This is a genomic window from Hydrogenophaga sp. (genome assembly GCF_018780385.1).
Classification (GTDB): Bacteria; Pseudomonadota; Gammaproteobacteria; order Burkholderiales; family Burkholderiaceae_C; genus Hydrogenophaga.
On sequence record NZ_JADMJO010000003.1, the window covers coordinates 378392 to 398733 of the forward strand.

The 20342-nt window shown below is 65.5% G+C and carries 15 protein-coding genes and 2 tRNA genes; 7 read left to right on the top strand and 10 right to left on the bottom strand.

What is annotated here, in order from left to right; translation table 11 throughout:
* The first annotated feature begins 7 nt into the window (after positions 1–7).
* Positions 8–2440, top strand: a complete 2433-nt coding sequence (locus IV113_RS02365) for an MMPL family transporter (protein WP_291080426.1) — start codon at positions 8–10, stop codon at positions 2438–2440.
* A 38-nt stretch (positions 2441–2478) separates the two neighbouring features.
* Positions 2479–3447, top strand: coding sequence for an alpha/beta hydrolase (locus tag IV113_RS02370; protein ID WP_291080428.1), 969 nt, complete (start codon positions 2479–2481; stop codon positions 3445–3447).
* Positions 3448–3507: 60 nt separating this feature from the next.
* On the opposite strand, the gene IV113_RS02375 is transcribed toward IV113_RS02370, so the two are convergent.
* From IV113_RS02375 to IV113_RS02395, 5 genes are all read right to left on the bottom strand, one after another.
* Positions 3508–3583 (bottom strand) — tRNA-His (locus IV113_RS02375).
* A 61-nt stretch (positions 3584–3644) separates the two neighbouring features.
* Positions 3645–5573: a SurA N-terminal domain-containing protein gene (locus IV113_RS02380; protein WP_291080430.1), complete on the bottom strand. Its 1929-nt coding sequence runs from the start codon at positions 5571–5573 to the stop codon at positions 3645–3647.
* Positions 5574–5660: 87 nt separating this feature from the next.
* A tRNA-Val gene (locus IV113_RS02385) sits at positions 5661–5736 on the bottom strand.
* Positions 5737–5758: 22 nt separating this feature from the next.
* Positions 5759–6049, bottom strand: a complete 291-nt coding sequence (locus IV113_RS02390) for an HU family DNA-binding protein (protein WP_268766309.1) — start codon at positions 6047–6049, stop codon at positions 5759–5761.
* A gap of 235 nt (positions 6050–6284) precedes the next feature.
* A complete protein-coding gene (locus tag IV113_RS02395) occupies positions 6285–7376 on the bottom strand; it encodes a tartrate dehydrogenase (RefSeq protein ID WP_291080432.1) in 1092 nt (363 codons plus the stop codon).
* Positions 7377–7468: 92 nt separating this feature from the next.
* On the opposite strand from IV113_RS02395, the gene IV113_RS02400 reads away from it, so the two are divergent.
* The gene (locus tag IV113_RS02400) at positions 7469–8449 is read left to right on the top strand and encodes a LysR family transcriptional regulator (RefSeq protein ID WP_291080434.1); all 981 of its coding nucleotides are present in this window, start codon (positions 7469–7471) and stop codon (positions 8447–8449) included.
* Here the strand turns inward: IV113_RS02400 and IV113_RS02405 are convergent.
* The 3 genes from IV113_RS02405 to uvrC are packed head-to-tail and all read right to left on the bottom strand — an operon-like array spanning position 8406 to position 12003.
* On the bottom strand, positions 8406–9296 hold the full coding sequence (locus IV113_RS02405; RefSeq protein WP_291080436.1) for a DMT family transporter: 891 nt from the start codon (positions 9294–9296) through the stop codon (positions 8406–8408). The genes IV113_RS02400 and IV113_RS02405 overlap by 44 nt on opposite strands.
* Before the next feature lie 10 nt (positions 9297–9306).
* Positions 9307–9876 carry a CDP-diacylglycerol--glycerol-3-phosphate 3-phosphatidyltransferase gene (gene pgsA / locus IV113_RS02410; RefSeq protein WP_291080438.1) on the bottom strand — a complete coding sequence of 190 codons (570 nt, stop codon included), beginning with the start codon at positions 9874–9876 and terminating at the stop codon, positions 9307–9309.
* Positions 9877–9924: 48 nt separating this feature from the next.
* Positions 9925–12003 carry an excinuclease ABC subunit UvrC gene (gene uvrC, locus IV113_RS02415; protein ID WP_291080440.1) on the bottom strand — a complete coding sequence of 693 codons (2079 nt, stop codon included), beginning with the start codon at positions 12001–12003 and terminating at the stop codon, positions 9925–9927.
* Positions 12004–12053: 50 nt separating this feature from the next.
* Between uvrC and earP the strand changes: the two genes are divergently transcribed.
* From earP to IV113_RS02435, 4 genes are all read left to right on the top strand, one after another.
* Positions 12054–13121, top strand: coding sequence for an elongation factor P maturation arginine rhamnosyltransferase EarP (earP, locus tag IV113_RS02420; protein WP_291080442.1), 1068 nt, complete (start codon positions 12054–12056; stop codon positions 13119–13121).
* A 164-nt stretch (positions 13122–13285) separates the two neighbouring features.
* Entirely contained in the window at positions 13286–13840 is a 555-nt protein-coding gene (gene efp / locus IV113_RS02425; protein ID WP_291080444.1) for an elongation factor P, read from the top strand.
* 71 nt (positions 13841–13911) lie between these two features.
* The gene (locus IV113_RS02430; protein ID WP_291080446.1) at positions 13912–14790 is read left to right on the top strand and encodes an AEC family transporter; all 879 of its coding nucleotides are present in this window, start codon (positions 13912–13914) and stop codon (positions 14788–14790) included.
* A gap of 40 nt (positions 14791–14830) precedes the next feature.
* Entirely contained in the window at positions 14831–15700 is an 870-nt protein-coding gene (locus tag IV113_RS02435; RefSeq protein WP_291080448.1) for a TIGR00730 family Rossman fold protein, read from the top strand.
* Positions 15701–15750: 50 nt separating this feature from the next.
* Here the strand turns inward: IV113_RS02435 and IV113_RS02440 are convergent, their stop codons facing one another.
* Together IV113_RS02440 and IV113_RS02445 are read right to left on the bottom strand one after the other, a co-directional pair.
* Positions 15751–17184 (bottom strand): efflux transporter outer membrane subunit, encoded by a 1434-nt coding sequence (locus tag IV113_RS02440; protein ID WP_291080450.1) that lies wholly within the window; start codon positions 17182–17184, stop codon positions 15751–15753.
* A 1-nt stretch (position 17185) separates the two neighbouring features.
* Positions 17186–20332, bottom strand: a complete 3147-nt coding sequence (locus IV113_RS02445) for an efflux RND transporter permease subunit (protein ID WP_291080452.1) — start codon at positions 20330–20332, stop codon at positions 17186–17188.
* Between the last annotated feature and the right edge of the window lie 10 nt (positions 20333–20342).

Here is a 20342-nt window from a genome sequence, read left to right on the forward strand (position 1 = left end):
TGTTCCCATGAACCACGATTCCCCCCTCGACGCCCAGCCCGTTGTCACACGGCTGGAGGACTTTGACCCGGCATCGGGCTCTTCCATCGAACGCGCCTTCTTCAACCACCGCCCCTGGGTGCTGCTGCTGAGCCTCCTGCTCACCCTGGTGCTGGGCTGGCAGGCCACACGGCTGCAGCTCAACGCCAGTTTCGAGAAGACCATTCCCACCGGCCATCCCTACGTCGCCAACTACCTGGCGCACAAGGGCGACCTGGCCGGGCAGACCAACGCGCTGCGCCTGGTGGTGCAGGCCAGAGAGGGCACCATCTTCGACCAGCACTATCTGGAAACGCTGCAGAAGATCAACGACGAGATCTTCCTCCTGCCCGGGGTGGACCGCCCGTTCATGAAGTCGCTCTGGACCTCCAACACACGCTGGGTGGCCGTGACCGAAGAAGGCCTGGACGGCGGACCGGTGATCCCCGATGCCTTCGACGGTTCGCCGCAAAGCATGGCCGACCTGCGCGCCAACGTGGAACGTTCGGGCGAGATCGGCCAGCTGGTGGCGGGCGACTTCAAGTCCAGCATCGTCTTCGTGCCGCTGCTGGACCACAACCCCGAGACCGGCCAGGCGCTGGACTACGGCGACCTGTCGCGCCAGATCGAGGCGCTGCGCGCGCGCCACGACAGCGACACGCTGCAGATCCGCGTGACCGGCTTTGCCAAGGTGGTGGGCGACCTGATCGAGGGCCTGCAGCAGGTGCTGCTGTTCTTCCTGCTCGCGCTGGCCATCACCACGGCCCTGCTGTACGGCTACACGCGCTGCCGGCGCAGCACGGCACTGGTGGTGGCGTGCTCGCTGGTGGCGGTGGTCTGGCAGTTTGGTCTGCTCGCATTGCTGGGCTTCGAGCTCGACCCGTATTCGGTGCTGGTGCCCTTCCTCGTGTTCGCCATCGGCATGAGCCACGGCGCGCAGAAGATGAACGGCATCATGCAGGACATCGGGCGCGGCACGCACCGCGTGGTGGCCGCGCGCTACACCTTCCGGCGCCTGTTCGTGGCCGGGCTGACCGCGCTGCTGTGCGACGCGGTGGGCTTCGCGGTGCTGTTCATCATCCAGATCAAGGTGATCCAGGACCTGGCGCTGATCGCCAGCATCGGCGTGGCCATGCTGATCGTGACCAACCTGCTGCTGCTGCCCATCTTGCTGTCTTACGTGGGCGTGAGCCCCAAGGCGGCCGCGCGCAGCCTGCGCGCGGACTCGGCCCAGGCCCTGCAGCGCTCGCGCCTGTGGTCGGGCCTGACCCGTTTCACCCAGCGACCCGCCGCCACCATCGCGGTGGTCGCGGGCGCCCTGCTCGCCGTGGCGGGCTTCGCGGTGAGCCTGCACCTGTCCATCGGCGACCTCGACCCGGGTGCGCCCGAGCTGCGCCCGGACTCACGCTACAACCAGGACAACGCCTACCTGATCTCGCACTACGCGGCCAGCACCGACATCCTGACCGTGATGGCCACCACGCCGCCCGACCGCTGCACCAGCTACAACGCACTGTCGACGCTGGACGCGCTGGCCTGGCAGTTGGAGCAACTGCCCGGGGTGGAATCCACCAACTCCATGGCCGCGCTGTCCAAGCTGGCCATGGTGGGCTACAACGAAGGGCACCTGAAGTGGTTCGAGCTGCTGCCCAACGAAAGCGCCCTGGGCGGTGTGCAGACCCGCGCGCCGCGTGAGCTGTTCAACCAGAGCTGCTCGTTCCTGGCGCTCTACGTCTACCTGAAAGACCACAAGGCCGAGACGCTGGAACGCGTGGTGGCCGAGGTGGAACGCTTCAAGGCCGAGCACGACTCGCCCGAGCTGACCTTCAAACTCGCCGCGGGCAGCGCCGGCATCGACGCGGCCACCAACATCGTGGTGCGCCAGGCCATGCGCCAGATGCTGCTGTGGGTCTATGCCGCCGTCGTGCTGCTGTGCTGGATCACCTTCCGCTCCTGGCGCGCGGTGATCGTGGCGGTGCTGCCGCTCATGCTCACCTCCATCCTGTGCGAAGCGCTGATGGTGGGCTTGAACATGGGCGTGAAGGTCGCCACCCTGCCGGTGATCGCGCTGGGCGTGGGCATCGGTGTGGACTACGCGCTCTACGTGCTCAGCGTCACGCTCACCCGACTGCGCGCCGGTGCCAGTCTGGCTGAGGCCTATGCGCACGCGCTGCAATTCACCGGCCGCGTGGTGATGCTCACCGGTGTGACGCTGGCGCTGGCCGTGGGCACCTGGGCCTTCTCGCCCATCAAGTTCCAGGCCGACATGGGCATCCTGCTGGCCTTCATGTTCGTCTGGAACATGGTGGGCGCGTTGGTGTTGCTGCCCGCGCTGGCGCACTTCCTGTTGCCCACCACTCAGGCCACCCGCACACCCGCGACCGACGCACCCGATATCCAGCCAGACCCCGCTGCGGCCTGAGCGCCTGAGCTTTTTTTCCCCCCAAACAGGAGACCCCCTTGACCGTCACCACCACGCTCCCGCGCGCGCCCATGGACGCTGGCCTTGCCCACTTTCTGGCCCAGGCCGACGCACAGGGCAACCCGCCGATGGAGGCGCTGCCACCCGAGATCGGGCGCCAGGTCTACCGCGACATCGCCGCCGGCCTGGGCTTGCCACCCCCGGCTGTCGCCACGGAAGACCGCAGCATCCCGGGGCCCGGCGGGCCGCTCAAGCTGCGCATCTACCACCCCGATGCCGCCGGGCCACTGCCCGCGCTGTTCTATGTGCACGGCGGCGGCTTCGTGATCGGCGACCTGGAAACCCACGACGCGGTGTGCCGCACCCTGTGCCACGACGTGGCCGCCGTGGTGGTGGCGGTGGACTACAGGCTCGCGCCAGAGCACCCGTTTCCCGCGGCCGTGGATGACGTGGTCTGCGTCCTGCAATGGCTGGCCGCGCATGCGCGAGCACTGCACGTCGATCCGTCGCGCATCGCCCTGGCGGGCGACAGCGCAGGCGCCCAGTTGGCCACGGTCGCCTGCCTGCGCACGGCCGGCACGATCACGCCGCGCGCCCTGGGCCTGATCTATCCGGTGGCGCAGCACTACAGCGAGCCCAGCGCCTCGATGACCGAGAACGGCGAGGGCAAGTTCCTCACCCACGGCGTCATGCAATGGTTCGTCGATTGTTATCTGGGCGGCCGCAGTGAACTCACCCGGCACCCGGACTTCGCCTTGCTGAGCGCGCCAACGCTGGCCACGCTGCCGCCGAGCTGGGTCGCCACCATGGGCCACGACCCGCTGCGCGACGAGGGCCATGCGCTGGCGCAGCGCATCGAGCAAGCGGGCGTCACCACCGAACACCGCCACTACCCGGGAGCCATCCACGCCTGCATCCACTTCACGGCGGTCTCGCCAGTGGGCGGGCAGGTGTTGAGCGATCTTGCGTTGTGGCTGCGATCTCGCCTGGCCCCGAACGCGCGCTGAAAGCTGATCGACGCACAAATGAAAAAGCCCGGCAGAGCCGGGCTTTCTACTGGAACCATTTGGGGTGGCTGATGGGGCTCGAACCCACGACAACAGGAATCACAATCCTGGACTCTACCAACTGAGCTACAGCCACCGCAAGCCGCGAATTATAGCCGGAAGTCGCACAGCCCCTTCCGGCGGTCGATCGAGAAAACTCAGCGAGCAGGCACCGCCGGGACGGCAGGCTTGTTGGGCTCGTTCACCAGAATGCGGGCATCGAAACGCGTTTTGAGCGTCTCGTAATACGCCAGGCTCTCCGCCGTGGCCCACCACTGGCTGTATTGCTGCACTTCCTGTGTCAACGCCTGCGCAGGTCGCGTTTCGCGCGGCAGCACCTTTTCAACCTTCACCACGGCGTAGCCCTCGTCACCAAGCGGAACCCCGACCCAGGCCGGCAGGCTCTTGGGATCTGCGCTGAGTGCCGCGATCAGCACAGGCTGCGCCAGACCCTGTGCGTTCTCGCGAGAGACGGTCTGGACAGCAGAGAGTCCGGTCGCTGCACCGCCCGCTTTCCAGGCCTGCAGTTGTTTGTCACCCTCTTCGCGCGCCAGCTCGGCCGAGCGCTGCGCCACCAGGCGAGTCCGCACGGCTTCGCGCACTTCGTCCAGCGGGCGGGTGCGGGCGGGCGAGTGCTTGACCACGCGGGCGGCCACCAATTGGCTGGAGCCGGTTTCAATAGCTTCGGTGTTGCGCTTCTTGTCGATGGCATCAGGCGTGAACAGGGCAGCCAAGAGCCTCTCGTTGGCCAAGACACCGGCCGCACCCTGCGGCTGGCGTTGCACGCCCTGGGCGGTGCGGATCTCCAGCTTCAGGCGATCGGCTGCGGGCTTGAGGCTGTCGGCCTGCTCGTACACAAGGTTGCTGAAGGTCTCGGCGGTTTCGGCAAACTGCTTCTGCGCTTGCTGCTGCTTGAGCTCGGCTTCGATCTCGGGCTTCATGGATTCAAAGCTGCGCTGTGGCGGACTCTTGATGTCGGTGAGCTGAATGATGTGAAAGCCGAACTCGGTCTGCACCAGATCGGAGATGGCCCCTTTGGACAGCGAGAACGCCACGTCTTCAAACGGCTTGACCATGGAGCCGCGGGCGAAGAAGTCCAGGTCGCCACCGTTGGCGGCGGAGCCCGGATCTTGGGATTGCGCCTTGGCCACGTCGGCAAAGCTTGCAGGGTTCTTGCGCACTTGCTCCAGCAAGGCGGCGGCCTTCAGGCGCACGGCTTCTTTATCAGCGGCGGGCGCGCCTGCGGGCACGGTCAGCAGAATGTGGCGGGCGCGGCGCTCTTCGGTGCCGGCCAGGCGTCCGGCGTTCTGGTCGTAATAGGCACGCACATCGGCTTCGTTGAGTGAGAGCGATGCCTGCAGCGAACCGGCATCCAGCACGAGGTACTCAATGTCGGCCTGTTCGGGTGCCTGGAACAGTGGCCCGTTGGCGTTGTAGAACGCTTCGATCTCGGCATCGGTGGGCTTCACGCGGGCGGCAAAGTCGGCGGCGTTGAAACGGGCAAGCTGAACTTCGCGGCGTTCGAAGAATGCGTTGAGCGACACGGCGGCCAGCCCCACGGGCGCAAAGCCCGAGCCCACGATGTTCTGCGAAACCTGCCGCTGCGACAGATCGGCGCGCACGCGGGCCTCGAACATCTCGGGCGTGATGCCTTGGCGGGCCACCAGCGCGCGGTAGGCCTCCACGTCCAGCGAGCCGTCGGGCTTGCGCAAGGCGGCAATGGATTCGTTTTGCTGCAGCTCACGCGCCAGACGCTGATCGCTGGTGAAGAGGTTGAGCTTCTGCGCAGCGGTGGCCATCACGCGGTCACGCACCAGACGCTCCAGCGTCGCGTAGCGCGCCTCATCGCTCTCAAGCAGCTTGGCATCCAGCGTGGGCATGGCCTCGCGCAGACGCTGGGATTCGATCTGGTGCGCCTGATCCCATTCGGCCTTGGTGATCTCCTGTCCGTCCACCGATGCCACGGGTTCGCCGCTCTCGTTGAATCGGGTGTACCCCTCGATGCCGAACAGGACGAACGAGGGAATGATCAGGATCATCAAGAAGCCCATGAGGTACTTCTTGTGGTTGCGGATGGTATCGAACATGCCTGGAACCCTGCTGCTTCAAAAGGAACGTAAAGCGTTGTCTGTGGGACAACAAAAAAGGCGAACCCGGGTTCGCCTTTTCGATGGTGGTGGGTGCTGACGGGGTCGAACCGCCGACCTACTCCGTGTAAAGGAGCCGCTCTGCCAACTGAGCTAAGCACCCCACCGGAAAACGGGCGAATGCTTCAGTTCAGAGCGTCCTTGAGGGCCTTGCCCGGACGGAACTTCGGCACCTTGGCTGCCTTGATTTTAATCTCGTCGCCGGTGCGCGGGTTGCGACCTTTGCGGGCCGGGCGCTTGGTCACGGCAAAGGAGCCGAAGCCCACGAGCGACACGGTGCCGCCTTTTTTGAGCGTGGTGCGGATCGCGGTGATGGTCGAATCGAGTGCACGCGTGGCGGCCGCCTTGGAAATGTCGGCGTTTTTGGCGATGTGTTCGACGAGTTCTGTTTTGTTCACAAATGGCCCCTCTTGAATTGAGATGAGTTGTTCCGTTGGTACAAAGCTTGTCCTGGAACGGCGCGGTTGGCTGCCGTGGGACTGGTTCTGTTGATCGCTGGACACGGTGATGACCGTGGCGCACGAAAAGTGATTAGACCCACGGGCTGCAACCCCTGTCAATACACGAGGGTCGCGCGCCCAATCCCGACGGCACAAGAGGCAGGATTCTAGACGCTTTCAACCGCTCGACCCTCACGCGGAGCGCCCTGGATCAACCCTTGATCGCCTGCGCAATCGCGCGGCCCACATCCGAGGTCCCCGCCTGTCCGCCAAGGTCACCGGTGCGGGGCGCACCACTGTCAGGTTGCAGAACGGACTCGATGGCGTTCATCACCGCGTCGTGCGCGGCCTTGTGTCCCAGGAAATCGAGCATCAGCGCGCCACACCAGATCTGGCCAATCGGATTCGCGATGCCTTTGCCTGCAATGTCCGGCGCCGATCCGTGTACGGGTTCGAACAAAGAGGGATGCTGGCGCGTGGGGTTGAGATTGGCGCTCGGCGCGATGCCGATGGTACCGGTGCAGGCGGGGCCGAGGTCGGAGAGGATGTCGCCGAACAGGTTGCTGCCGACCACCACGTCGAAGAAGTCGGGGCGTTGCACGAAGTGCGCGGTGAGGATGTCGATGTGGAACTTGTCGACCTTGATGTCCGGGTACTCCTTGGCCATCTCGGCCACGCGTTCATCCCAATACGGCATGGTGATGGCGATACCGTTGCTCTTGGTTGCGCTGGTGAGGTGCTTCTTGGGGCGCGAGCGCGCCGTCTCGAACGCATAGCGCAGCACACGGTCCACGCCGATGCGCGACATCACGGTTTCCTGCATCACGATCTCGCGCTCGGTGCCCGGGTACATGCGCCCGCCGATGCTGGAGTATTCGCCTTCGGTGTTCTCACGCACGATCACCATGTCGATCTCGCCGGGGGCACGCGCGCTGCCGTCGCGCCGCACCACCGGGGCGATCACGCCGGGCATGAGGCGCGCGGGCCGCACATTGACGTACTGATCGAATTCGCGGCGAAACAACAGCAGCGAGCCCCATAGCGAGATGTGGTCGGGCACCTTGTCGGGCCAGCCCACCGCACCAAAATAGATCGCCTCGTGGCCACCGATCTGGTCCTTCCAGTTGTCGGGCAGCATCTTGCCGTGACGCTCGAAGTAGTCGCAACTGGAAAAGTCGAAGTGGTCGAACTGCAGGTCGATGTCGAACCGGGTGGCGACGGCTTCGAGCACGCGCAGGCCCTCGGGCATGACTTCGGTGCCGATGCCGTCTCCGGCGATGACTGCGATGCGGTGTTTGCTCATGGTGGCTCCTTCGGAATGGACTGGAAAGGTCGCCAGCATAGCCCGCATGACGGCAATAATCTGGCAATCGATTCATTCTCAAAAGGAAACAATTGGACCGCCCCGATCTGGAACTCGTGCTCGCTGTGCGCCAGCATGGCAGCTTGGTGATGGCTGCCCGCGCGCTGCGCGTGGCGCCCTCGGCCGTGACCAAGCGCCTGGCCGCGCTGGAGGCGCGCCTGGGTCTTCGCCTGTTCCAGCGCACCACGCGGCGCGTGAGTCCCACGGCCGAAGGCGACACGCTATGCGAGCGAGCGGTGCACCTGCTGCGCGCGTTCGACGAGGTGGAAGCCGAACTGCGCGAACGCCAGGCCGAGCCCTCCGGGCCGGTGCGCCTGGCGGCCACGTTCGGCTTTGGCCGACTGTGGGTGGGGCCGGCACTGGCCGACTTTCAGACCCGGCACCCCGCCATACAGGTCCAGTTGCAGCTCACCGAACAATTGCCCGATCTCGCGGTGGAGGGGTTCGATGGCGCGATCTGGCTCTGGAACGCGCCGAGTGAACGCGCAGCCGAATGGGTATCGCGGCGACTCGCCGGCAACCAGCGCGTGCTGGTGGCCGCTCCTGGCTACTTGCGGCAACACGGATCACCAGGAACCTTGCAGGACCTGGCGCAACACGCGTGTCTGGTGGTGCGCGAAAACGGTGGCGGACCGGGTCAGCGCTTCGACCACTGGCGCCTGCAGCTCTCGGGCGACGCACAGGTGAAACACGTGCCGGTGAGCGGCCCGCTATCGAGCAACTCGGGCGAGATGGTGCGCGACTGGTGTCTGGCGGGCCACGGCATCATGCTGCGCAGCCTGTGGGACATCGCCCCGCACCTGGCCAGCGGCGAACTGGTGCGCGTGCTGCCCGATCACGCGATGCCGGACGCCGACATCCACTGGCTCGCACCCTACCGGTCCCAGACGCCACGGCGCATCCGCCTGCTGGTGGACTTTCTGGTGGAGAGGTTCCGCCACGAGCCATGGAAACCGGTGGTGCGCGCCTCTACCGGGAGGCGCGCACCACCAGGCTCACGCCAAAAGCGGTGAGCGCGGTGCCGGCCAGCGTGACGGCGGTGATGGGCTCGGCGAACAGCACCCAGGCGATCAGCGCCGTGCACGGCGGCACGAGGTACATCAGGCTGGTGACCGAGGCCGCCGCCCCGCGCTGGATCAGCATGTACAGCAGCGAACTGCCGCCCAGCGTGAGTCCCAGCACCGACCACGCCATGGCGCCGATGAGTTCGCCGTTCCAATCCATCACCTCGACCTCAAGCAGGGTGAGCGGCAAGGTGACGAGCAGCGCCGCGAACAGTTGCACCGCGTTGGCGGTGCGCACGTCGCAGGCCGCCACGAAACGCTTCTGGTACAGGGTGCCGATGGTGATGGCGAACAGCGCCATCACGGCCAGCGAGAGGTTGAACCAGTTGGCCTGATCGCCCGGACCACCCGCGCCGAACTTGCGCGAAACCACCAGCACCAGGCCGGCAAAGCCCAGCACCAGGCCCAGCCATTGGCGCTTGCTGACTTTGGAGCCCGTGCCCGACAGCCAGATGGCGGTGAGCACCGGTTGCAGGCCGACGATCAGGGAGGACAGGCCCGAGCCCATGCCCGCCTTGACCGCCGCCCACACGCCGCCGAGGTAGCCCGCGTGCATCAGCACGCCAGTGACGGCGAGGTGGAACCACTGCGCGCGGGTGGTCGGCCACTTGACGCCGGCCAACAGAATCCAGGGCAGGAAGCAGGCGATGGACAGCGCATAGCGCACCGCGAGGAACTTCATCGGCGGCGCGTGCGGCATGCCGTAGCGCGCGACAATGAAGCCGGTGCTCCAGATCAGCACGAACACCCAGGGCATGGCGCGCAGCCACGCGTTGTCTTGCGTCGAAGAGTTCATCGCCAGAGCCTCAACGCGACTTGGCGCGGATCTCGGGGATGGCTTTCTGCAAGTAATACACCATCGACCAGATGGTCAGCACCGCCGAGATCCAGATCAGCCAGGTGCCCCAGAGCTGGGTGTCGATCAGACCGAACAGCGTGCCGTTGTACAGCAGAAAGGGAATGGCAATCATCTGCACCATGGTCTTGATCTTGCCGATCATGTGCACCGCCACGCTCTTGGTCGCGCCGATGATGGCCATCCACTCGCGCAACGACGAGATCGCGATCTCGCGGCCGATGATGATGAGCGCCACGAACACGTCGGCGCGGTCCAGGTGCACCAGCACCAGCAGCGCGGCGCACACCAGGAACTTGTCGGCCACCGGATCGAGGAAGGCGCCGAAGGCCGAGGTCTGGTTGAGCTTGCGGGCCAGATAACCGTCGGCCCAGTCGGTCAGCGCGAACACGACGAACATGACCGTGGCGATCAGGTTCTGCTCGGCGACGCTCATACTCTCCAGATAGAACACCCCCACGATCAACGGGATGGCGACGATGCGGGCCCAGGTGAGCAGGGTGGGGATGTTGAAAAACATGGGCTGATTATGCGTTGACCACCGCAGACTCCGCCCGGCCAGGCCCCATCAATGCAAGCTCCTGTAAATCGCATCGGCCAGCTCGGCCGAAATCCCCTCCACCGTGCAGAGGTCCTCCACACTCGCCGAGGCCACGCCACGCACACCGCCAAAGCGCTGCAACAGGCGGGCGCGCTTCTTCGGTCCCACGCCGGGAATGTCCTCGATCTTGCTGCCACCGGTGCGCACCTTCGCGCGCTGCGCCCGCATGCCGGTGATCGCAAAGCGGTGGGCTTCATCGCGGATCTGCGCCACCAGCATCAGCGCGGCGGAATCGTAGCCGAGGTAGACCTTTTCGCGGCCATCGGCGAAAACAAGTTCCTCCAGGCCCACCTTTCGGCCCTCACCCTTCTCCACACCCACGATGAGCGAAAGGTCCAGGCCGAGTTGCTGAAAGACATCGCGCGCCATGCTCACCTGGCCCTTGCCGCCGTCGATGAGCACCAGGTCGGGCATGCGTGGGCCGGCAATGGATTCGGTGCTTGGCTCGATGGCCTCGGCGTCGTCGATGGACTGGCGGGCGATGGCCGCGTCCGCCATGTCGACGGGTGATGCGACCGGGTCCAACGGCACGGCAGGCGATTGCTCTGACGCAAGCTCGTTCGCCCGCATCGCCTCGGCAATTTTCCCGTAGCGCCGAAGCAGCACCTGCTTCATCGCTGCGTAGTCGTCGCCCGGGGTGATGCCTTCAATGTTGTAGCGGCGGTACTGGCTGTTCTGCATCTTGTGACCTTCGAACACCACACACGACGCCTGGGTGGATTCGCCAGCCGTGTGCGAGATGTCGAAGCACTCGATGCGCAGGGCGTCGAGCTGGTCGTCGGGCAGTTGCAGCGCATCGGCCAACGCGCGGGTGCGGGCTTGCTGGCTGCCTTCTTCGGCCAGCAGGCGCGCCAGCGCGATGTCGGCGTTCTTCTGCGCCATCTCCAGCCAGATGCGTCGGTGCTCACGCGGGTGGTGCACCGCATTCACCTTGACGCCCGTTTGCTCCGAGAGAGCGTCCAGCAGTGGCTTGCCCACCGCGTGGCTGGTCACCAGGATGTGGGGCATGGCGATTCCCAGGTAGTGCTGGGCAATGAAGGCTTCGAGCACCTGCACGGCGACCCGCTCGGCCGGGTCACCGGTGGGGGCATCGCCTTCTTCGGAAAGCGCGTTGTCGATCGCGGTGGCGTCGTCCACGTGGGCGGGGAAATATGGCCGGTCGCCCAAGTGGCGCCCGCCGCGCACCATGGCCAGGTTCACGCAGGCGCGTCCACCGTGCACCTTGACGGCGAGCACATCCACGTCCTTGTCGGACACGTTGTCGATGGCTTGCTGATGCAGCACCCGCGAGAGCGCGGTCATCTGGTTGCGCAGCTCGGCGGCCTGCTCGAATTCCAGCTTCTCGGCGTGCGCCATCATGCGCTGCTCCAGTGCGTCGAGCACCGCCTGCGTCTCGCCGCGCAGGAACCGCTCGGCGTCCTGCACGTCGCGCGCGTAGTCCTCACTGTCGATCAGGTCCACGCACGGGCCACTGCAGCGTTTGATCTGGTAGAGCAGGCAAGGCCGCGTGCGGTTGGCGAACACCGAGTCTTCGCAGGTGCGCAGGTGAAACACCTTCTGCAGCAGCGTGATGGATTCCTTCACCGCCCAAGCACTGGGGTACGGCCCGTAATAGCTGTGGCGCCGGTCCACCACGCCGCGGTAGTAGGCCATGCGGGGAAACGCCAGCGAGGGCGACGGCATCTTTGCCGAGGTGCGGAAGGTCTCGCGCGTGCCGGTGATCTTGAGGTAGGGATAACTCTTGTCGTCGCGAAACAGGATGTTGAACCGCGGGTTCAGCGTCTTGATGAGGTTGTTTTCCAGCAGCAGCGCCTCGGCCTCGGAGCGCACCACGGTGGTCTCCATGCGCGCGATCTTGCTGATCATGTGGCCGATGCGCGTGCCGTCGTGGCTCTTCTGGAAGTAGCTCGACACGCGCTTCTTGAGGTTGCGCGCCTTGCCCACATAGAGCAGTTGGCCCTGCGCGTCGAAATAACGATAGACGCCTGGCAGCGGGGGTAGCGCGGCCACTTCGCTGAGCAGTTGATCGGAATGCGTGTCGGACATGGGCGCGTATTGTGCGCGGCCTTGAAACCCTTGCCCCGACAATGGCGACCATGCGTTGGGACATTTTTTGCAGGGTGATCGACAACTTCGGCGACGTGGGCGTGTGCTGGCGGCTTTGCGCGCAACTCGCCGGCCGGGGCGAACAGGTGCGGCTGTGGCTGGACGATCCACAGGCCCTGACCTGGATGGCGCCCGGCGCGCAGGAGGATCGCTGGCCCGGCGTGGAGGTGTTGCACTGGACCATCCCTCTGGCACCCACCTTGGTTGACGGCTTGCCGCCGGCCGATGTGTGGATCGAGGCTTTCGGTTGCGAACCGCCCGCCGAGTGCGTCGACGCTCTGGCCAGCCGCGTAGCCGCAGGGCAGCCCGCTCCGGTGTGGATCAACCTCGAGTACCTGAGCGCCGAGCCGTATGTGGAACGCTCGCACCGCCTGCCCTCGCCCGTCATGAGCGGGCCGCTGCGGGGCCTCACCAAGTGGTTCTTCTACCCGGGCTTCACCGAACGCACGGGCGGGCTGCTGCGTGAGCCCGACCTGAAGCACCGGCAGTCCACCTTCGATGCGACCACCTGGTTGTCGGGGCTCGGACTCCCCACCGCACAGCGTCGCGTGAGCCTGTTTTGTTATGAGCCCGCGGCCTTGCCCGATGTGCTGCGGCAGGCCGCCAGCGCCCCGGTGGGCAGCGACTGGCTGGTGACGCCCGGACGCGCGTGGCAGGCGGCGCAGGCCGCACCGGCCGGCCGGCTGCACGCCCTGCCCTTGCTCAGCCAGCCCGACTTCGACCACCTGCTGTGGGCCTGCGACCTCAATTTCGTGCGCGGCGAGGACTCGCTGGTGCGCGCGCTCTGGGCCGGTCAGCCCCTGGTCTGGCAGATCTACCCGCAACATGACGACGCTCATCACGCCAAGCTCGAAGCCTTCCTCGACTGGTTGCAAGCGCCCGCCTCCCTGCGGGCATTTCACCGGGCCTGGAACGGCATCGGCGGCCAGCCGGCTGTCTGGCCAGGGTCGAACGATCTCGACGACTGGCGCGCTTGCGTACAGTCCGCCCGCGCGAGGCTCCTGGCCCAGCCCGACCTGTGCAGCCAGCTGGTCGACTTCGTGACTCAGAAGAGTTAAGCGAAAAGCGATAAAATTCGAGGCTTTGCAGAAATCGGCCCAGGCTCAGCCTGGCGTTTCATTCCTGCCAGCCATCTGTCTCGCCGCACAGATCGCAGCCATCAGATCGTTTCCCGGGTGTCCAGCCCACGCCGGGAACGCGCGGCCCAACCGTTGGAACCCTTATGAAAATCGCTCAAGAACTCCGCGCCGGCAACGTCATCATGCACGGCAAGGACCCGATGATCGTCCTGAAAACCGAATACAGCCGTGGTGGCCGTGGTGCCGCCACCGTGCGCCTGAAGCTCAAGGCCCTGCTCAACAACATGGCCACCGAAGTCGTCTGCAAGGCCGACGACAAGATGGACCAGATCATCCTGGACAAGAAGGAGTGCACCTACTCCTACTTCGCCGACCCGATGTACGTGTGCATGGACACCGACTTCAACCAGTACGAGGTGGAAGCCGAAAACATGGGCGACGCCCTGAACTACCTCGAAGACGGCATGACTGTTGAAGTGGTCTTCTACGACGGCAAGGCCATCTCGGTCGAATTGCCCACCAGCGTCGAGCGCGTGATCACCTGGACCGAACCCGCCGTCAAGGGCGACACGTCCGGCAAGGTGCTCAAGCCCGCCAAGATCGCCACCGGCTTTGAAGTGGCCGTGCCGCTGTTCGTGGCGCAGGACGACAAGATCGAGATCGACACCCGCACCGGCGAATACCGCAAACGGGTCTGATCAGGCTCTGATCGTTTGATTCAAGAGGCTCCTGCGGGAGCCTCTTTTGTTTGTACCTTTCCCCCGTCGCCATGGACCTGATCGCCCGCATCACCGACGTCATCATCCCGGTCTTCCTGATCGTGGCCATAGGCTACGGCTACGCGCGCCGCAGCGTGCCCGACATGTCGACGTTCAACCGCATCGCGCTCGATGTGCTGGCGCCGCTGCTGGTGTATTCGGCATTGGCCTCGCGCGATTTCCGCATGGCTGACCACACCGCGCTGCTGATCGGTGGCACCGTGCTCATCCTGCTCAGCGGTCTGCTGGCCTGGCCGCTGGCCAAGGCGTTTGGCGCGCAGCCGCGCACGCTGGTGCCGGTGGTCATGTTCAACAACTGCGGCAACATGGGCCTCCCACTGGCCCTGCTGGCCTTCGGCCCGGCCAACTTCGGCGCGGCGGTGGCGCTGTTTTCGGTGAGCAACCTGCTGCATTTTTCGCTGGGCGCGCGCATCACCAGCCGCCAGGCGCGCACGCGCGACCTGCTCACCAGCCCGCTCATGATCGGCACGGCCCTGGGCTTCGTCAGCGCGCTGACCGATGTTCGCCCGCCCGAGGTGGTCATCTCGGGCCTGAAGCTGCTGGGTGACGCGCTGCTGCCCATGATGCTGTTTGCCCTGGGTGTGCGGCTCACCGCTCTCACCCGCTCAGGCCTGGCGCTGGGTCTGCTGGGCGCCCTCGCCCGGCCCCTCATCGGCCTGGCCATCGGCATACCACTGGCCTGGGCGCTCGGCCTGGAAGGTGCGGCGCGCGGCCAGTTGCTGTTGTTTGCCGCCCTGCCACCGGCCGTGATGCAGTTCATGCTCGCCGAGCGATACCACCAGGAACCGGACAAGGTTGGCGCCATGATCATGCTGGGCAATGCGCTGGCGGTCCTGTTCGTCCCGTTGGCGCTGGCGCTGGGTCTGTAGTCACACAATTCGAAGACACTGAAGTCTCAAGGAGCCATTCATGGAAACCACTCAGAACATCAACGAACGCCGCCTGGCTGACGCCTGGGCCGAGCTGCAAACCCACGCCAACGAGGGCAACGCATTGCATGCCGACGCCTACCGGCTGGCTTTTGCCGACCCGGAGTTTCTGCTGCGCCGCGAAACGCGTGGCATCCGATTCCAGCTCGAAATGCTCAAGCCCGATCTGGCGCAGCACGACGCTGGCATCGAGAACACCGTGGTGGTGTTCGGCAGCGCGCGTTTTCGTGAAGCCAGCGAAGCGCAGGAAATGCTGGTGCGCGCCGAGCGCAGTGGTGAGGTGGCGGACATCGCGCGCGCCCAGGCCATGGTGCGCAACGCGCCCTACTACGACCATGCACGCGCGTTTGCACGCATGGTGGCCCGCTACAGCGCCAGTTGCCCCAAGGCGGATCAGCTCTACATCTGCACCGGCGGTGGCCCCGGCATCATGGAAGCCGCGAGCCGCGGTGCGCACGACGAAGGCGCGCTCAACGTGGGCCTGAACATCGCGCTGCCGCACGAGCAGGCGGCCAACCCGTATGTATCACCCGAGCTGAGCTTCAAGTTCCACTACTTCGCCTTGCGCAAGATGCATTTCATGATGCGCGCCAAGGCACTGCTCGCGTTCCCCGGCGGCTTCGGCACGCTCGACGAGCTGTTCGAGGTGATCACGCTGGTGCAATGCAAGAAGGCCAAGCCGGTGCCCATCCTGCTGTTTGGATCGGACTACTGGAAGCGCCTGATCAACCTCGATGTGCTGGTTGAAGAAGGTGCGATCTCGCCCGAAGACCTGAAGCTTTTCCAGTACGTGGACGATCCGCAAGTGGCGTGGGACGCCATCGTGAAGTTCTATGACCTCAAGACCTAGGTGAGCAAGCCGTTCGGGCTGCGCCTCTCAAGCCCAGCCCGAACAAGCTCTCAAGGCGTCCAGCCTCCGCCCAATGCCTTGTACAGCGAAACCTGATTTTGCTGCTGGGCCAAGCGCGTTTGCGCCAGCGCCTGCTGCGTCGTGAACAGCGAACGTTGTGCGTCCAGCACATCCAGGAAACTCGCCACCCCATTGCGGTAACGCAGCTCAGCCAGGCGGAAGCGTTCGGCCTCGGCCGTGGCCTGGATCTGCTGGGCCGTGAGCTGGTCGCCCAGCGTTGCGCTGCCGGCCAGTGCGTCAGCCACTTCACGAAACGCGGTCTGAATGGCTTTTTCGTACTGCGCCACGGCGATGCTGCGCGCGGCATTGGCGGAGTCGAGGTTGGCGTTGTTGCGCCCGGCATCGAAGATCGGCAGCAAGGCCTGCGGTGCCAGCGTGAATCCCCAAGAACCATCCTTGAACAGGCCCGAGAGGCTGCTGCTGGCCGTGCCCGCACTTGCCGTGAGCGAAATGCGCGGGAAGAAGGCCGCACGCGCGGCACCGATGTTGGCGTTGGCGGCGATCAGCTGCTGCTCGGCCTGACGGATGTCCGCGCGGCGCGTGAGCAGATCGGATGGCAAACCGGCCGGCACATCGCGCAACATGGGCGCGGCGGGCACGGGCGCGGTCGGCACCTTGACACCGCTGGCATTGGCCGAGACGACCTCGGGCAGGGTGGGCGGCGCTGGCAGCAACGCAGCCGGTGGTGACTGCCCCACCAGCAGCGTGAGTGCGTTCAGATCCAGCGCGCGCAGGCGGCGCTGCTGGGCCAATGCCGACTGCGCCGCCGCGGTCAGCGACTCGGCCTGGCGCAGGTCCAGCGCGGAGGTGGCTCCGTTGTCGAAGCGCAGCTTGCTCAGGCGAAGGGAATCTTCGCGTGTGGCCAGGGTGCGCTGGGTCAGGGCCAGCAGTTCGTCGTTGGTCTGCAAGCTCAACCAGGTGCTCGCCACGGAGGCCACCAGGCTGGTCTGCGCAGCGTGGCGCGCTTCCTCGCTGGCGAGGTACTGCGCCAGCGCCGCTTCTTTCAGGCTGCCCAGGCGACCGAAGAAATCGATCTCCCAGCTGCTCAGGGCCAAGCCCACGCTGTAGGTGCTCGCAATGCCACCGTCGGCGTCGGGCTGGCGGTTGCCGGCTGCTGCCAGCCCGATGGCGGGGAACTGGTCGGCACGGCGGATCTGGTATTGCGCGCGCACCTGTTCGATGTTGAGCGTTGCCACACGCAGATCGCGGTTGTTGGCCAACGCCAGCGCGATCAGATCGCGCAGCCGCGCATCGCCCACAAACTCGCGCCAGGCCATGTTGTCGGCCTGGGCTGCTGCGGCGGCGGTCTGATCAGGGAAGGTGCTGGCTACCGGGGCGGCCGGGCGCTCGTACTTCGGCGTGAAAGAACATCCGGAAAGCGCAAGCACCGTCAGGCCCAGGGCTCCCATGCGAAAGTGGGTCATCTCAATGCACTCCGTGTTGTTGCGCCTGTTCGGCATCACGGCGGTGTTGTCGTTCGCTGCCTTTGAACAGCGTGCGCACCACCACAAAAAAGATCGGCACAAACACGACCGCCAGCACGGTGCCGGTGAGCATGCCGCCGATCACGCCGGTGCCGATGGCGCGCTGGCTGGCCGAGCCTGCGCCCGAAGCCAGTGCCAGCGGCAACACGCCCAGCGTGAACGCCAGCGAGGTCATGACGATGGGGCGGAACCGCAGGTGGGCGGCGGCCAGCGCGGACTCGATCACGCCTTTGCCCTGCGCCTGCAAGTCCTTGGCGAACTCGATGATCAGGATCGCGTTCTTCGCCGACAAACCGATGATGGTGATCAGCCCGACCTGGAAGTACACATCGTTGGAATACCCCCTGAACAAGGTGCCGAGCAGCACACCCAACACGCCCAGCGGCACCACCAGGATCACCGAGAGCGGAATCGTCCAGCTCTCGTAGAGCGCGGCCAGGCACAGGAACACGGCCAGGATGGCGAAGGCGTACAAGATGATGGCCTGCGAACCCGCGAGCTTTTCCTCACGCGTCTGGCCGGTCCACTCGTAGCCAATGCCTTGCGGCAGCTGGGCAGCGAATCGCTCCATCTCGGCGATGGCTGCACCCGTGCTGGAGCCGGGCGCCGCGCTGCCGCTGATGCGCATCGACGGGTAACCGTTGTAGCGCACGGTCTGCATCGGGCCGGTGATCCAGCGCGTGGTGGCGAAGGCCGAGAGCGGCACGGCCTGGGCCTTGTTGTTCACCACGTTCAGGCGCAACAGATCCTCGGGCTGCATGCGCGCGGGGGCATCAGCCTGCACGACCACGCGTTGCAGGCGACCGGCATTGGGGAAGTCGTTCACATAGGTCGACCCCAGCGCGGTGCCGATCGCGGTGTTGATCGCATCAAACCCAACACCCAGCGCATTCGCCTTGTCGCGGTCGATGTCGATCTGCAATTGCGGCGCGTCTTCCAGGCCGTCGGGACGCACCTGCGTGATCACCTTGCTTTGCGACGCCATGCCCAGCAGCTGGTTGCGCGCGCTGAGCAGGGCATCCCGACCCAGACCGCCACGGTCCTGCAGACGGAAGCTGAAGCCGGACGATGAACCCAGCTCGGGAATGGGTGGCGGGCTCAGCGGGAAGATGAACGCATCGCGCACGCCCGAGAGCGCGCCGAAGGCCCGGCCAGCCACGGCTTCAGCAGAACTGCCGGGTGCGGTGCGTTCGTCCCAATCCTTGAGCGTGATGAACGCGAGCGCCGCGTTCTGGCCCTGGCCCGAGAAGCTGAAGCCCAGCACGCCGACCATGCTCTGCACTTCGGGTTGCTTGAGGATGAAGTCTTCCACCTGCTTGATCACCTCCAGCGTGCGCTCTTGTGTGGCGCCGGGGGGCAACTGCACGTTGACCAGCATCGTGCCCTGGTCTTCACCGGGCAGGAACGAGGTGGGCAGACGCATGTAGACCACCACCGCCGCGGCGACGATGGCCAGGTAAACCACGAGGGTGCGACCGGCGCGCGGCAGCAGTTTGGCCACGCCACCTTCGTAGCCCTTGGCGGTGCGCGCAAAGCCGCGGTTGAACCAGCCGAAGAAGCCCTTCTTCTCGTGGTGGTGACCGGCTTCCACCGGCTTGAGCAAGGTGGCGCACAGCGCGGGTGTGAGCGAGAGCGCGAGAAACGCCGAGAACGCGATCGACACACCCATCACGGCGGAGAACTGGCGGTAGATGTTGCCCACCGAACCGGCAAAGAAGGCCAGCGGCACGAACACCGAAATCAACACCACGGTGATGCCGATGATGGCGCCCGAGATCTGCGTCATCGCCTTGCGCGTGGCCTCCAGCGGCGGCAGACCTTCTTCGCTCATGATGCGTTCAACGTTCTCCACCACGACGATCGCATCGTCCACCACGATGCCGATCACCAGCACCATGCCGAACATGGTGAGCACGTTGATGGAAAAGCCCATGGCCAGCAACACGGCAAACGTACCCAGCAGCGCCACCGGCACCACGATGGTGGGAATGATGGTGTAACGAATGTTCTGCAGAAACAGGAACATCACCAGGAACACCAGCAGCATGGCTTCGCCCAGCGTGATGGCCACTTGCTGGATGGAAATCTTCACGAAGCGCGAACTGTCGTAAGGAATCGACCAGGTCATGCCTTTGGGGAAGAAGCGCTCGAGTTCGGTCATCTTCGCGCGCACTGCGGTCGCAGTGGCCAGCGCGTTGCCGCTGGGCGAAAGCTGCACACCGATACCGGTCGACGGTTTGCCGTTCAGGCGCGCCGAGGTGGCGTAGGCCTGCGCACCGAGTTCGATGCGGGCCACGTCTTTCAGGCGCACAGTGGCGCCATCAGCGCTCGCACGCAGCACCACGTTGCCGAACTGCTCGACGTTCGCAAGCTGGCCATTGACCACCACGGTGGCTGCGATGCTCTGCCCGCCCACGTTGGGCAAGGCACCGATTTCACCGGCAGAGACCTGCGCGTTCTGTGCGCGGATCGCGTTGGTGACGTCGGCCGCGCTGAGGTTGTAGCCCAGCAGCTTGGCCGGGTCGATCCAGATGCGCATGGCGCGTTCGGTACCGAACAGCTGCGCCTGGCCCACACCGGGCAGGCGTTGCAACTCGGGCACCACGCTGCGCGAGGCGTAGTCGCCCAGGGCCACCGGGTTCCAGGCCGGGTCGTCGCTGGAGAGGATGGCGAACAACAAAAAGTTGCTGCGCGACTTGTCCACGCGCACGCCCTGCTGCGTCACCGCCGAGGGCAGGCGCGGCGAGGCGCGCGAGAGGCGGTTCTGCACGTCCACCTGTGCCAGGTCGGCGTTGGTCCCGGTCTCGAAGCTCAGCGTGATGCTGCCGGTGCCGTTGGCCTGCGCCACCGACTCCATGTAGATCAGACCGGGCGAGCCGTTCATTTCCTGCTCGATCACCGACAGCACGCTGTTCTCCAGCGTGGCAGCAGATGCGCCGGGATAGGTGGCGTTGATGATGATGGCCGGTGGGGCCACGGGTGGGTACTGCGCGATCGGCAACTGCGTGATGGACACACCGCCCATCACCATGATGAAGAGCGCAATCACCCACGCGAAGATGGGCCGGTCAATGAAGAATTTCGCCATGTCGGGCGCT